The 14,556-nt window shown below is 38.5% G+C and carries 14 protein-coding genes; 8 read left to right on the forward strand and 6 right to left on the reverse strand.

Annotation, left to right across the window (positions count from 1 at the left end):
• The first annotated feature begins 85 nt into the window (after window positions 1-85).
• Together RCG21_RS14405 and RCG21_RS14410 are read left to right on the forward strand one after the other, a co-directional pair.
• Window positions 86-1,204, forward strand: a complete 1,119-nt coding sequence (locus tag RCG21_RS14405; RefSeq protein ID WP_308913299.1) for a lipase/acyltransferase domain-containing protein — start codon at window positions 86-88, stop codon at window positions 1,202-1,204.
• A gap of 135 nt (window positions 1,205-1,339) precedes the next feature.
• Window positions 1,340-2,341, forward strand: coding sequence for an LLM class flavin-dependent oxidoreductase (locus RCG21_RS14410; RefSeq protein ID WP_308913300.1), 1,002 nt, complete (start codon window positions 1,340-1,342; stop codon window positions 2,339-2,341).
• Between the two features lie 43 nt (window positions 2,342-2,384).
• Here RCG21_RS14410 and RCG21_RS14415 read toward each other — a convergent pair whose 3' ends face one another.
• On the reverse strand, window positions 2,385-3,128 hold the full coding sequence (locus RCG21_RS14415) for a YoaK family protein (protein WP_133333387.1): 744 nt from the start codon (window positions 3,126-3,128) through the stop codon (window positions 2,385-2,387).
• Window positions 3,129-3,250: 122 nt separating this feature from the next.
• Between RCG21_RS14415 and RCG21_RS14420 the strand changes: the two genes are divergently transcribed.
• Window positions 3,251-3,526, forward strand: coding sequence for a hypothetical protein (locus tag RCG21_RS14420; RefSeq protein WP_133333386.1), 276 nt, complete (start codon window positions 3,251-3,253; stop codon window positions 3,524-3,526).
• Window positions 3,527-3,610: 84 nt separating this feature from the next.
• Window positions 3,611-3,838 carry a hypothetical protein gene (locus tag RCG21_RS14425; protein ID WP_133333385.1) on the forward strand — a complete coding sequence of 76 codons (228 nt, stop codon included), beginning with the start codon at window positions 3,611-3,613 and terminating at the stop codon, window positions 3,836-3,838.
• A gap of 59 nt (window positions 3,839-3,897) precedes the next feature.
• On the opposite strand, the gene RCG21_RS14430 is transcribed toward RCG21_RS14425, so the two are convergent.
• A complete protein-coding gene (locus RCG21_RS14430; protein WP_133333384.1) occupies window positions 3,898-4,602 on the reverse strand; it encodes a YjjG family noncanonical pyrimidine nucleotidase in 705 nt (234 codons plus the stop codon).
• Between the two features lie 207 nt (window positions 4,603-4,809).
• Between RCG21_RS14430 and RCG21_RS14435 the strand changes: the two genes are divergently transcribed.
• Window positions 4,810-4,947: a hypothetical protein gene (locus RCG21_RS14435; protein ID WP_165976190.1), complete on the forward strand. Its 138-nt coding sequence runs from the start codon at window positions 4,810-4,812 to the stop codon at window positions 4,945-4,947.
• Between the two features lie 75 nt (window positions 4,948-5,022).
• On the opposite strand, the gene RCG21_RS14440 is transcribed toward RCG21_RS14435, so the two are convergent.
• Window positions 5,023-5,859, reverse strand: coding sequence for an RMD1 family protein (locus RCG21_RS14440; protein ID WP_133333383.1), 837 nt, complete (start codon window positions 5,857-5,859; stop codon window positions 5,023-5,025).
• A gap of 194 nt (window positions 5,860-6,053) precedes the next feature.
• On the opposite strand from RCG21_RS14440, the gene RCG21_RS14445 reads away from it, so the two are divergent.
• Both RCG21_RS14445 and RCG21_RS14450 read left to right on the forward strand, forming a co-directional pair.
• On the forward strand, window positions 6,054-7,091 hold the full coding sequence (locus tag RCG21_RS14445; protein WP_308913301.1) for a threonine aldolase family protein: 1,038 nt from the start codon (window positions 6,054-6,056) through the stop codon (window positions 7,089-7,091).
• A 144-nt stretch (window positions 7,092-7,235) separates the two neighbouring features.
• Window positions 7,236-8,696, forward strand: coding sequence for an amino acid permease (locus RCG21_RS14450; protein WP_308913302.1), 1,461 nt, complete (start codon window positions 7,236-7,238; stop codon window positions 8,694-8,696).
• 440 nt (window positions 8,697-9,136) lie between these two features.
• On the opposite strand, the gene RCG21_RS14455 is transcribed toward RCG21_RS14450, so the two are convergent.
• Together RCG21_RS14455 and RCG21_RS14460 are read right to left on the reverse strand one after the other, a co-directional pair.
• Complete coding sequence (locus RCG21_RS14455; RefSeq protein ID WP_133333380.1) at window positions 9,137-10,057, reverse strand: nuclease-related domain-containing protein; 921 nt, start codon at window positions 10,055-10,057, stop codon at window positions 9,137-9,139.
• Window positions 10,058-10,459: 402 nt separating this feature from the next.
• A complete protein-coding gene (locus RCG21_RS14460) occupies window positions 10,460-11,239 on the reverse strand; it encodes a Cof-type HAD-IIB family hydrolase (protein WP_308913303.1) in 780 nt (259 codons plus the stop codon).
• A gap of 343 nt (window positions 11,240-11,582) precedes the next feature.
• On the opposite strand from RCG21_RS14460, the gene RCG21_RS14465 reads away from it, so the two are divergent.
• Window positions 11,583-13,019 (forward strand): DHA2 family efflux MFS transporter permease subunit, encoded by a 1,437-nt coding sequence (locus RCG21_RS14465; protein ID WP_133333378.1) that lies wholly within the window; start codon window positions 11,583-11,585, stop codon window positions 13,017-13,019.
• 57 nt (window positions 13,020-13,076) lie between these two features.
• Here RCG21_RS14465 and RCG21_RS14470 read toward each other — a convergent pair whose 3' ends face one another.
• Window positions 13,077-14,282 (reverse strand): nitrate/nitrite transporter, encoded by a 1,206-nt coding sequence (locus RCG21_RS14470; RefSeq protein WP_133333377.1) that lies wholly within the window; start codon window positions 14,280-14,282, stop codon window positions 13,077-13,079.
• Window positions 14,283-14,556 lie beyond the last annotated feature (274 nt).

The following is a 14,556-nucleotide window of genomic DNA, read 5'->3' on the forward strand; positions in this document are numbered from 1 at the left end:
CAAAGGAAGTCCACGTTCCTGCATAGAATAAAAAATATATAATATATTGGTAACTTTCAAAATTAAGGAGGAATAGGAATTAGTTATGATCCCTACGATCTTAATCCCGGGTATACAAGGTACAAAACTCGTCAATACCAATACCCTAAATTTCGATACCATCTGGTCAGCTGTTCAAAGTAAATTTGAAACCATCTATGATCTGGCATTAAAGCGGGATAGCCGTTTTGAAGTGAATCCAAAATCTATGATTGAGCGGAGTGATGTGGAAGATTTGGCTTACCGCCAAGCCGTACACATTATTGAAAAAAAGACGGCAAGTCCTGTCTATATTTTTGGGTACGACTGGCGGAAATCCTCAGAAGAAAATAGTAAGCGTTTGGAAACCTATATTGAATATTTGAAAGAAAAACTTTCTGTGAAAAAGTTTAACTATATTGCTCACAGTCTTGGCGGAATGGTGTTTAGCTGTTATTTGAAAAATTTAAAAGGGAATTATGAGTCAATTGAGCATGCCGTTTTGGCAGTATGCCCGTTTATGGGTTCGGTTCGGGCGCTAATTTCCCTTACTGCTGGAGAGGGCGGATTTGAATTTCCACTTTTCAATGCAAATGATGAATTTCGAAAAATTGCCCGGACGTTTCCATCGGTATATGAATTATGCCCAATCTATAAAGATGCCATTGTATTTGAAGGCGGCTCGGCATTTGATTTAGGTAATCCTGATGATTGGCAATCCAATATCGGTAATGATGACAGAGCAATGTTTCTTGACCGAATTAGTCAGGTGAGAAAATTTCGGGATATTAATCATCCAGCTATGCTTGATTTAACGGAGCTCCCAGATGAGGTGCAGAAAAGATTACTAATTCTTGCAGGAGTGGGCGAAGACACAAAAAGCAAAGTAATTGTAGAGCCCCAAAGTCCTGATGGCGGGGTGAAAAATTTCTTTAATTTTGATACATTATATTCCAGTGAGGATGGGGATGGAGTCGTTCCGATTGAGAGTGCTGAAATTTACAAGCAGTCCGTTTTAACCCTCACGGTGCGGAAAAAGTGGAATCAAGTAGCCATGCATCCACTTTTCTTGAACGATGGCAGAGTCCAAACGCTCATTACTCGCTTTTTTTTAAATAGTACTTCTGAATATGCCAATGGTAATCCTTGGTGGTCGGTGATAGACGGGTCGGTTAATAGGTTATAAATAGAAGGAACAGCAAAACTAGGAGTCCTTTCTGTTTTTTAGTTGATAATATTCTATATAAGCATTTAAGTTTGTTTTCTCGATTCGGATTGTTACTATAGTAATATCATCTTCACCTTGAAAGGACAAATGATTATGGCAAACATTCATATCCCTTTATCCGTATTAAATCTAGCACCAATTCGCGCAGGACAAACCTCGAAACAGGCGATTGATTCAATGGTCGATCTCGCACAAGCGGTTGAAAAAATGGGTTATCAAAGATACTGGATTGCTGAACATCATAATTCACCTACCTTGGTAAGTTCAGCAACTTCTATATTAATCAAACATACATTAGAACATACTAGTACCATTCGTGTCGGATCAGGTGGAATTATGCTTCCAAACCACTCTCCCTTAGTTGTAGCCGAACAATTCGGTACAATGGCAACGATTTATCCAAATCGTGTTGAACTGGGACTTGGCCGGGCACCAGGTACGGACATGATGACGGCTAATGCCCTCAGACGTTCAAAAAATGATTCTGTCTATACCTTTCCTGATGATGTTCAGGCCTTACTTACTTATTTTGGACCTGAAGAACAGCAAAGCTATGTTAGAGCATATCCTGGCATTGGGACTAAGATTCCAATTTATATTCTTGGTTCTTCAACAGACTCAGCCTATTTGGCTGCAAGTCTTGGACTACCGTATGTGTATGCTTCCCACTTTGCACCAACCTATATGGAAGAAGCCATATCGATTTATCGCGCACGCTTCCAGCCGTCAGAATATTTAGATAAGCCATATATGATGGTATGTTTAAATGTAATTGCTGCGGAAACGGATGAAGAGGCACACTTTCTGTCAACAACCATGCATCAATTTTTCTTAAATATTGTTCGGAACACACGAAATCCATTACAGCCTCCAGTTGAGAACATGGACGAGCTGTGGACACCGATGGAAAAAGAAATGGCTAACCAAAGAACCGATGTGGCGTTATTAGGCAGCAAAGAGACAATTCGTCAACAATTAACAAGCTTCCAGGAAAAATATGATGTCCAAGAAATTATGGCGGTATCCTATATTTATGATTTTGAAAAACAAAAGAGGTCCTACGAAATCTTTAAAGAAATAGTAGAGGGGAAATAAAATATTTCAGAATGGCAAGATAGCTCGAGTGATCTTGCCATTTTTATTTGGCCTTGCGAATCAAAGTTTTCGGATTCGCATTTAGAACTAGCAAAGCCCCAACAAGTACGATAGAAGCAATCCAAATGGCTTTAGTGCCATAGTGAATAGTGGACAAAGCACCTGTGAAAGCCCCAACTAAAAAGGAAAGAATGATAACCGTGAAATCAAAAAATTGAATGATTCCTTGGCGGTCATGAAGGACTAGAGCTGTATAGGCTGCTTGTGCAGCTGTTCGCAAATTTCCCGTAACCATTGCCGAATTATAGGGCCATTTTACGAGTGTGCGGAAAGATGAAATTTGAACAGAAGCAACGAATGCAATAGTTACGGTAACAACAATATTTGGTACTTCAACAGGCCATGTTCCTACAAAGACTAACACAATGCTCTCCAATAAAAGAACCGTTCGGGCCGGAAAGGGAAAGGTTCTTGTAATCTTTGGATGCTTCAACCCCTCGGCGACCGCCACTCCCAGAACAAACGCCAAAATAGGAGGAATATGTTTAAATCCTTGGTCCCATTGTCCTTGTGCTGTCTCTACGCCTAACAAAACAAGGTTTCCTGTCTGGGACGTCGCAAATACACCATCCCTGCTAACATAGGTGTAAGCATCTAAAAACCCTCCGACAAAGGCCAGGAAAATGCCTAAAGCCACGGATTCAGCTGTTATTCGCGGTAGCTTCGCAAAGCTACTATTAATATACTTGGTAAAAGGGGTAAAATTTATTTTTTGAATCTTTTCCATCAAGGGTCTCCTATCCATTTTTTATGCGCTAAATTTTATCATCCCCCTTTGTACTAGAATTTTTGCGTCTCGAATCATAAAAACTTATAATAATAACACTTGTTTGAAAGGAAGAGCGATAAATGGAAAAAACACTTGAAACATTACAAGAACTGCATCGATCAGTTCAAAAATTGGAAACCGTCCTGCAAGAAGTATGGACTTATGTAGATGAGCTTGGTGAAGACGATGACTTCAAGGAATTGAAGAAAAACGCAAAACAATCTAAAAACGGTCTTTTAGAAAGGATGAATGAATTTAATCAGTTTCTTGGGGAAATTCCCGAAGATGGTACGTCCGCAGTTGATTTGGAGGATGCCATTTCAGAGCTGATTGATTGGATAAAAGCAAATACATAATAATGATCCAATTTTTATATGGAATAATCCAGTATGAAAGGTACACCTTAAGAGTAAGAAAATTTGTTTGAAGGAGAATACCTCGTGAATTCATATGAAATTAACGATATGATCATCGATGATGATTTTGCTAGTGAGGAATATGTAACCGTAGAATTTTCTTCCAATCAAAGAGAGTATAGGATCACATTTAAAAAAGCAGATCTTGAAATCATGAATAGCTGGGTGTTCGAGAATGGCACATCCCTACCGGCAAATATATCAGAAGAGATGGTTGAATCGATTAGAGACGATGTGAAAAAGAGAATTTAGCCGTATTAAAGAAAAGGGGGAGCATTTTTAATGCTCCCCGTAATCCTAATAGATTTTAATCATGAATGAACCGCAGTTAAATTTAAAATTTCATACAACTCATCAAGCTTCTGTATTTGATAGCTTGGAATAATCTCAGAGTGATTAGGCTTTAACTTTGAATTGAACCAGCATGTGGTAATTCCAGCGAGCTGTCCGCCTTTCATATCAGAACTTAACGAATCGCCAATAATTAGGCAATCTTCTAATGCGAAATCTGGGATTCTTGCAAAAACATAATCAAAAAATCCCTGCATTGGTTTTTGGAAGCCTGTTTCCTCTGAAACAAAAATATCCTTGAAAAATGGTGATAATCCTGAATCGCGGAGGCGTTTATATTGAGTCTCCGAAACACCATTTGTGACTATATATAAATCAAAATGATTTTGCAGGTTGGAAATTAATTCAAGAGCCCCCGGAATAAGTTGATGACTTTCTGCAAGTAATCTCCGATATTGTTTTTCTAATAATGAACCATCTACCTCAAGGCCATATTCCTTAAAAAGAATCGAAAAACGAGAATTCAATACCCCATCTAGATTAAGTTTTCCTTCTTCAAAAGCAGTCCACAGTCCTTGATTGATATTTTTATAACGACTGACTACTTCATTTGTAAGGGGAAAATTCTGTTCCTCAAGAAGTAAGCGTAAAGCTTCTTTTTCAGCCGCACCAAAATCCAATAATGTGTCATCAACATCAAATAATAAGGTTTTGTATTTTTTCAAAATAATCTCACCATCTTTTTTCCATTCTTTTATACTTCTAATCATTTTACATTAATTTTTATAAAATTGTATAGATAAAAATTGGTGCATGCCCCACAGTGCTTTAAAGCTTTGCAGTGGTGGGGGAAGGCACCATGAATAGTTCAGTTGAAAAAAGTTTAAATTAATAGAAGCGTTTATAAATCAGGGCAAATGGAGGGAATTTTTATGAAAAAAGACATGAATAAAACGGTGAAGATTGTGTCGAATGATGCAGTAGTTGGCAAACCCTATCTTGATATTGACAGGGTGATACTTGAAGGTAAATCAGATTATTCAAATGAAAAAGGCAATGATCAAAGGTAGGTTTAACCTAATTTAATTGGGAATTCCTGCCGACACACGGCTTGATTTGAAAGATAAGCATTTTTATATGAATTTTTACGGAAACCAGCCGATAATTTGTAAAATGGTCAGAGCAATTTCAATCACAATAAGTATCACGATGATCCATTCGACAAATAGTCCTCTAATAGAGTGGCTGATGGTAGAGAAGCCGTCCATTATATTATATAAAATGTCTGTTTTGCTTTTTAGAATTTTATACCGATCGTTTAATTCGAAGAACTCGAGCATCTTATCATAAAATTCATTCGCTGTGCTGCTGGTCCAGGTAATATCGGGCTTATCCAAAATCATGATATATGCAAGGGTATTGTACTCATGCCGGACAATTTTCGCTGTTGTTCTAGCAAGCTCTTTATTGCCAATCCGCAGCTTTCCTTTTTCGAGCCGGTCAATCATTGTTTCTAGCTTATCGTGGATTTTTCCAAGCTGTTCCTCTGTTTTTTCAAGTGCAACTGATTTGGCGAGCACAGTAGAAATTAACTCGGGGTAAAAGCTTTCATACCTCGGTACCACTACATATTCGTCTGTTAATTCAAGGGTTTCGGTGCCACGAACATGAAGGCTGTAATCATCCGTATATTTGTAGGTTTGATTAAGATCAATGTCCGGTTCAAAGAAATGGAAAAATTGAAAAAAAACCATCATATCATTGGTGTCGATTAGATTGATGAAAACAACGCTGCCAAAGGAAAAAACCAGAACCATTTGCGATTCCTCAACTTCTTGTCCAAGGATGGTTTTTAAAATATTTCCCCTCAAGATTAAAGGCTCTTCCCAAGTGAATTTTTTCGGAATACCGCAATGAATGGCAATTTTGTTTAGATCAATTTCATGGGTGATGGCAAATGCTTTAAAGGTAATGGCCTTCATAAAGATCACTCTTTTCAGCGAATTGGTCATGCTTTCTATAAGTCTATTCATTGGAAAATCAATTTTGACCATTTCTTTGGATAGATAAGAATTTACTAACCTTAAGCAAGCACTCATTTTTTTAAAAAAAGGGGAACTACAGCATAAAATAAATAATGTTACAATAGGAATAAAATGAAATGGTGGGGTAACATATGTACAGCTTTAAAAATGATTACAGTGAGGGTGCACATCCAAGAATTTTGAATGCTTTAATAGAATCAAACTTCGAACAGGAAGAGGGGTATGGGGAGGATCGTTATACCCGCAAAGCGATTGAATCGATAAAGAATAGAATCGGCCGGTCGGACATCGATGTTCACTTATTATCGGGTGGAACGCAGACCAATATGATCGCAATATCAGCATTCCTGCGACCGCATGAAGCTGCAATTGCGGTTAGTACCGGTCATATATTAGGGCATGAAACGGGTGCAATTGAGGCGACCGGACACAAAATTCTATCTGTAGAATCGAGTGATGGAAAAATAACCCCATTCCACTTGCAAGCCGTATTGGACTCCCATCCGGATGAACATATGGTGAAACCAAAGCTCGTGTACATATCTAATTCGACTGAAATAGGGACAATTTATAAGAAAAATGACTTGGTGCAATTGCGGGAATTCTGCGAACGCCACCATCTAATCTTATTTATGGATGGTGCAAGACTGGGATCCGCTCTTTGTTCAACGGAAAATGACCTTGAGTTAAGTGACTTACCTGCATTGGTAGATGCATTTTATATTGGCGGAACAAAGAATGGAGCACTTTTAGGTGAAGCATTAGTGATTTGCCGTGATTCCCTTAAGGAAGATTTCAGATATCATATGAAGCAAAAAGGGGCGCTCCTTGCAAAAGGAAGACTTTTGGGCATACAGTTTTTGGAACTATTTCAGGATAATTTGTTTTTTGAATTGGCAACACATTCGAATAGGATGGCAGAAATGCTAAAGGTTGAAATTCACGGAGCAAATATTTCATTTTTGACTGATTCTCCCACCAACCAAATCTTTCCGATTTTGCCTAATTCCGTGATCGCTGAACTTGAAAAGAAGTATGGCTTTCATATCTGGGAAAAAGTCGACCAAGATTATTCAGCCATTCGCCTCGTAACCTCTTGGGCGACAAAAGAGGAGCAGGTAGCAGCATTTATTGAGGATTTTAAAAAGATAGTAGATAAAAGAATATAAAAATAGATGACTTTGTTTCATTTGAGACAAAGTCATTTTTTTATTGACTGGATAAAATAAAATATATAATATAAAATATACAAAAGATTGAAAATTTGGAAAGCCTTTTGTAATGAATAGGTAAGTGAAAGGAGATGTAAGGTATTGAAACTAGAATTGAATAAAGGGAAGGGGCTTGCAAGTATGGAAAATAAAAGCCATGAATTAAAGCGTGGGCTTAGCTCCCGACATATTACCATGATTTCCATCGGTGGAACCATCGGTACAGGTCTTTTTCTAGCATCTGGGAATGTTGTTTCAAAAGCGGGCGCGCTTGGCGGACCTATTGCGTATTTAGTTATTGGAGTTTTAGTTTATGTTTTAATGAAAGGACTTGGCGAAATGTCCACCTTCATGCCAATTCCTGGTGCGTACACGACTTATTCCGGTCTGTTTGTTCATCCGGTATTAGGCTTCATGGTTGGCTGGAATTTATGCATCAACGGCTTTCTCGGTCTCGGGGCTGAAATCGTTGGAGGGGGGATGATTTTAAACCAATTATTCCCGAGTATTCCTCCCGTTGCTTTCTGTATCATGCTTTCCTTATTGATTCTGGGATTAAACTTAATCGATGTAAAAACATACGGTGAAGCTGAATACTGGTTTGCCGGCATCAAAGTAATTGCAATTATCATTTTCCTCATTGTTGGTGTTTTAATGATTTTTGGTGTGATTGGAAAACAAGGCTTTATTGGATTATCCAATTTGAACAGCCATTCTATGTTCCCAAATGGATTTTCTGCGGTTATCTTGATGATGACTGGGGTCATATGGTCATATCTGGGTGTTGAAACGGTTGTAACAGCAGCAGGAGAAACCAAAAACCCTCAGAAAAATGTGCCGAAAGCAATAAACACCATTTTCTTTAGGATTTTAATTTTCTACGTTGGTTCGGTAACTGTTATAGGATTAGTTGTTCCTTTTGAAAATGTAAGCGTTTTAAGTAATGGCTATGCGGGACTGTTTGGTTTGGCTGGTATACCAGGTGCGGCTACGATCATGAATATCGTAATTTTGACATCTTTGGCTTCCGCGGCAAACTCTATCGTGTATGCACTTAGCAGAACATTAGTTGCATTATCAAAAGAGGGAAAAGCACCAAAAGCATTGGCAAAAGTTAATAAGCGTGGGATCCCAATGAATGCCGTTCTTCTCACATTGTTCCTTGGACAGGTTTCGCTAATTACCAACTTCGTATCACCAGATAAAGTGTTCATTTGGCTCATTTCCATCGCTGGTTTTAATACACTTCTTGGTTGGTTCGGTAGCTTCCTTTCTCACTATCGATTTAGAAAATGGCTTACTGAACAAGGCGGATCTGTGGACAAGCTTAAGTTCAAAATGGGTACGTATCCGATTCCAACAATCATCTGCTTATTCGTTTTAGTGGCAATTGCCATTTATACAGCTTATAGCTCGGATACAAGATTTTCATTCTATATAGGTGCACCTATGCTCGTTTTATACTTCATTATCGGAACGATCTTAAATAAAAAAGGAAAACTGCATGAACCAAACTACAAACCTTTCTTAGATGCTCACATCAATGATACGGAAATTAAATAAAACTAGTAATCTAGTTTTGGTTAAAAGATTAGGCCTTCTTTTCAGAAGGGAAAGGTCTTTTAAGGGGAATGGAAAGACAAAGCTTGATTGAAAAAAGGAAACTTGTCCTTCTGGGGTAGCTGGAGGGACAAAAAACCGGATTTATCAAGGAAACTGTCCTTCCGGAGTGGGTGGAGGGACAAAAAACCGGATTTATCAAGGAAACTGTCCTTCCGGAGTGGGGGAAAGGATAAAAACATTAGATTATCAAGGAAACGTGTCCTTCCAAAATTTCTGGAAGGACACAGCTTTTTTTATAAAATAGGAAACTGTCTTTTAAATGTTCTATAAAAACAGAAAACTTACTTAAGGGAGAAAGCTTTCTTCCGGGTTGGCTGAAAAGAACAAAGCCCTCATGGAAGAGAATCACCAGGTTACTAAAAAGGTAAATTATAAGTAAGCTATATATTTAATTTTTCAACATAAAAGGCATAATGCCTCGCCCCAATTATATTAAAATGCTTCTTTAAGACCCTACAAATTCTTTTTCTCGACTCTATGACCCTACACCAATCATAAACCAGTTTCGTCGTAATTTTTATTTCTGGAAATAGCAGCTTAATTTCTTCTACCATTCGCAAAACGGCGGATTCAACCTCTTCTTCATGACCGCACTGGTGACATTTACACTTATTACCGTTAGTGGGATTCAAAAACGAGAGACACTTTTCACATGTCAGTCCTTTTTGCACCGTATTATATTGATACGACGGAATATTTTTATAAGGGGATTCCTCAACATGTACTGAGAGTAATTTGGATGCTAGATTCCTGTGATTTTCGTTTAGTGATGAAGGGGCCAAGTCGAATTTAGCTAAGTACCGTTTAATTTGTGTTGGGAAAATAATAGGTTCGTTGAGAGGGGCCTGATATAAAGTAAACTGAGGGTTGATAAATACAACAAATGCTTCAATTGGGTAATGATAGCTGAGATGATAGAGCAATTGCCTGAGTAAAGATTCACTACGCTTCAACTGTAGAACTGGATTCTTAATTTCAGATTTAGATCTAGTATTATAGGCTTCTTTTTCGTAAAAATAGTCCCCTTCATAATTTTTAACCTCAAATAAGTGAATCTTTTTTTGAGTAATAATAAGTGAGTCAATTTGAAAGAGTGTATTATTAACCTTAAATAGCAAATCATTTAAAATATAGCATTCACATTGAAGTTTATTTGTTAATTCATCAAACATAACTTCTCCCTCATAACCTTTTTTTAGGTTAAGATAATTCTGTCTGTCATCTTCTGATAAATTCATCCTTGTGTTTAATGACCTAAGCACTTTTAAATTCTTTGGTTCTAGCCGCGGTTTTATGATCATACGCCACACCCTTTCTTATTTTGAACTCAATAATATTTTATAAATAGATTGTCGTTATTGGGGATAATTTTATTGAAGATTTTGTTAATATTTTTGAAAATATTATTTTTAATATAGATGATTTGGTGGGGAACAAAATCACTAGATTATTTAGGAAACTTCCTTTCCAGAATGGCTGGAGTTTCAAAAACATTTATTTATCAAGGAAACTGTCTTTCCAGAGTTGCTGGAGTTACAAAAACATCAGATAACCAAGGAAACTGTCTTTCCAGAGAGGTAGGAGGGACAAAAACATCAGATAATCAAGGAAACTGTCCCTTCCAGGGCACGCTGGAGGGACAAAATCAAACAATTAACCCACATTTTGTCCTTCTAAAGCACACCGCCTAGAAGGACTGAGTTCTAAATTAACCCGAGCCGCTCTAATCCAAATCGGACTCCGTCTTCTTCGGCAGAAAATGTGACCATTTTCGCAGCCTGTTTTACTTCATCGCGTGCTGACCCCATCGCCACTCCCATTCCTACCAGCGATAGCATTTCAATATCATTTAAGCCATCGCCGAACGCAATCGCTTCATCTGGAGCAATTCCCATCTTTTCTAATAATTTTGATACGCCGACCGCTTTGTTGGATTTGGTCAAATTCACATCACAGGTTCTAGCACCCGAAGTCCATCTTCTGAAATCTAATTCCGGAATCTCCTGTTGGTAGGATACCTCATCCTCTAGCTCACAATGAAGAAATAATTGATAAATATCTTGGTCCTTCCAAAAATGAGGAGGTGCCAGTTCAAGCTGCCATGAGTCATGCATGTACGCTTCCGTCACGAACGGGTGATTTAGGTCTGAAACAGTAAAACGAGTTCCAGCTAAAAAGGTAAGCGGATGCAGATAACCATGGGACATGGTTAGAACCTTTTCTAAAACCTCTTTCTCAATGGCATTCTTATATATTTCTTTTCCTTCATGATAGGCATAGGCCCCGTTAAAAAAGACCATTGAATCCACGCCCGTATCGTGAATAATGGAATTTGAAAAATAAGGAGCTCTACCCGTAGCTATTACCACTTTTATATTTTTGTCTCTTAATTGCTGAATGGCACCAAACGTGGCTGGACTAATTGTTTTTCCATGGGGAAGAATCGTCCCATCAATATCTAAGATGACAACCTTGTAATTCATTTAATACTCTCCTCACAGTAAAAACTTGTAATCTAAAGAACAGTATAAACATGTTTTGTTAAAAGTAAAATTTAACGAATCCAACGCTTACTTTCTTATGTGGAAAATTGTTGGAAATATGATTTGTTTTTGGATAAATAGCCATTTAAACTTAAAAAAATAAAACCATCGATGTGTTGGGGCTTGCCAGCGGTAAATGTACATAAGACGAAATATAATATTCCTGTAAAATTTTTCGGAAACCGAAGCAACTAAATAGAAAAAATAGAGAAAATCGGTTAATCTGTAAAAGTATTCTTTTTAGGATGGCAATTTTTAAATATTAACTATGGGGGATGGTTTAATGGTGATATCAGGTAATAAACACTCCACGATTGTGGCACTTTTACTAGCGGGAACGTTTATTGCGATCTTAAATCAAACGTTGATGATTACAGCAATTCCTCCGGTAATGGATGAAATGAATGTTACGGCCAATAGTGCACAATGGCTGACAACAGTATTTATGCTTGTCAATGGAATTATGATTCCTGTAAGCGCGTTTTTATTGGAGCGTTTTACAACAAGACAGCTTTTTATTTCGGCCATGAGTATTTTTGCGGTGGGTACCTTAGCAGGGGGGATTGCGCCAAATTTTGAGATGCTATTACTCGGGCGAGTCATCCAATCGATTGGAGCAGGAGTTATGCTTCCCCTGATGCAAACAGTATTTTTAATGATATTTCCGGTCAATCGCCGCGGTTCAGCAATGGGCTTGGTCGGACTCGTGATTTCCTTTGCCCCCGCCATTGGTCCCGCTTTGTCTGGATGGGTAACATCACACTTTTCTTGGAGAGTTCTGTTTTTCATCATTTTACCAATTGCACTTCTCGATATCCTCATTGCCTTTATTGCCTTGAAAAATGTAACAGAGATCTCCAAACCAAGGGTTGACATGATTTCCATTATCTTTTCTTCGTTTGGTTTTGGGGGACTGCTTTACGGATTTACTGCTGCTGGAAATTACGGATGGACCAATTCGACCACCATCCTTTCTCTAGTAATTGGTGTGATTTCATTAGTATTATTTATTTCCAGGCAGTTACGTTTAAAGCATCCAATGCTTGAATTTGGAGTGTTTAAGTATTCCATTTTCCCGTTCGCCATTATCATTGGGATGATTGGCTTTATGGGTTTAATTGGGGCTGAGACGATTATTCCTCTGTTTATGCAGAACATGCGCGGATTTTCTGCATTCGAAGCTGGCCTCGCCCTCTTACCAGGGGCACTGGTCAGTGGATTTATGGCACCGATTGTAGGTAGAGTGTTTGATAAAATTGGTGCACGTTGGTTAGTGATGATTGGGTTAACGATTATGACTGCGGCTTCCTTTGCCTTTACACGTTTAGGTTCCTCGACGACGATGACCTATATTACCGTCTTATACGGAATCAGAATGCTTGGACTTTCGATGGTGATGATGCCGGTCGCCACGTCTGCGTTAAACCAGCTACCAAAACGATTAATTCCTCATGGAGCTGCCATGGATAATACGATGAAAATGATTGCTGCCTCAGTAGGGACTGCGATTCTTGTTACAGTTATGACCACAACAGCAGAAACAGCAAAACAGCGCCCGGAGATTTCTCATCCAGATATGTACGGTGCAAACGTGGCCTTTATGGTGGTTTCCATACTTACACTGCTTGGACTCATTCTTTCCTTTTTTATAAAAAAGGACCAACAGTCAGAAGGGGAATTGAAAGGGAAAAGCAAGGTAAGCGTTAAAATGCAGGAATGAAATTAACTAAAAGAAGACATATGCTCGCTGGCACATGTCTTCTTTTATTTTTAGGATCTAAATTTTAACGGAAGCTTCTTTCGATACCAGTGCTTTTCGCCATGAGACTTGGACAATTGTTAACACTAACAATGCTGCAAAGCTGACCCCCGCATAAACCAAAAAACCAGCTGCATACGATCCTGTAAATTGTTTAAGTGTTCCCAAAATATTCGGAACAAAAAATCCGCCAACCCCGCCTGCAGCTCCAACAATGCCGGTGATCATCCCAATTTCTTTTTGGAATCGCTGCGGAACCAATTGAAAAACCGCCCCATTTCCCATCCCAAGACAAAGCATGCCTATCAATAACAAAATGGTCACCAGGGTTAATCCGGGAAGCAGGCTTACACCAAACATCATGAGCGTCACCCCAATGAACAAAAAGATTAGAAGGCGGCCCCCGCCAATTTTATCAGCAATCCATCCTCCAACAGGGCGGAAGAAGCTCCCTGCAGCTACACAAAGGGTAACAAAATCCCCGGCCTTTACTTTTGATAAATCATATTGGTCCACAAAAAAGATGCTCAAAAAACTGGATAGGCCGACAAATCCGCCGAATGTGACGCTATAAAGCATGCAGAAAAACCAAGTATCTTTCTTTTTAAAAACATTGAAGTATTGGGCGATAGGTTTTGCCTGTGGCTGCGATGGAGCATCCTTGGCTATCAAGCTATAAATAATAAAAACCAATAAAAGTGGAATAATAGCCAACCCTATAACATTATGCCAGCCAATTTGGTCTGCAATCCGCGGTCCAAATAAAGTGGCGAATAGCGTTCCGCTGTTTCCTGCACCGGCAATCCCCATTGCCAGACCTTGTAAGTGCGGTGGATACCAGCGACTTGCCATTGGAATGGCTGCTGCAAAACTTGCACCTGCTATACCGAGCAGAATTCCGATAAAATATAGCTCGATTAAGGATTTCCCAAACAACCAGGCCCATAAAAGTGGAACCATTGTAATAAGCATCCCGCTGATGGCGGTTTTACGAGGACCGATGCGATCGGTTAAGATCCCAAGTACAATCCGGAAAAACGAACCGCTTAGAATCGGAATTGCGACAATCAACCCTTTTTGAGAAGGGGAAAGGCCAAAATCCCTTGTAATATAAACTCCAAGTGCCCCCAGCATCACCCAAATCATGAAACTTACATCAAAGTATAAAAATGAAGCAACTAATGACGGTGTATGACCGCTTTTTCTTAAATCTGATATTTTCATCTTCTAACACTCCCTTTGAGAAATATCCTTACCAACCGATACCTGGATTCTTTAAGAACCATACTTTCCCTAGTAAAAATATAAATAAAATCCAGCTAATCTCTTTTTTCATTTCTTTAACCTCCGTTTTTGAAATTTTTGTCTGCTTAAGCGTAATCGTTAAGTTCCGGAATTGTCAGTTTTTCTGTTAAGAAATCTAACACGGTTTTTAATAATGAATTTTCTATGTTAGAAAATGTAACATGTATGATTTTTTTCAATTGGACTTATGGAA

Origin of the sequence: Bacillus salipaludis, from assembly GCF_030938565.1 — a bacterium.
Taxonomy (GTDB): domain Bacteria; phylum Bacillota; class Bacilli; order Bacillales; family Cytobacillaceae; genus Neobacillus; species Neobacillus salipaludis_A.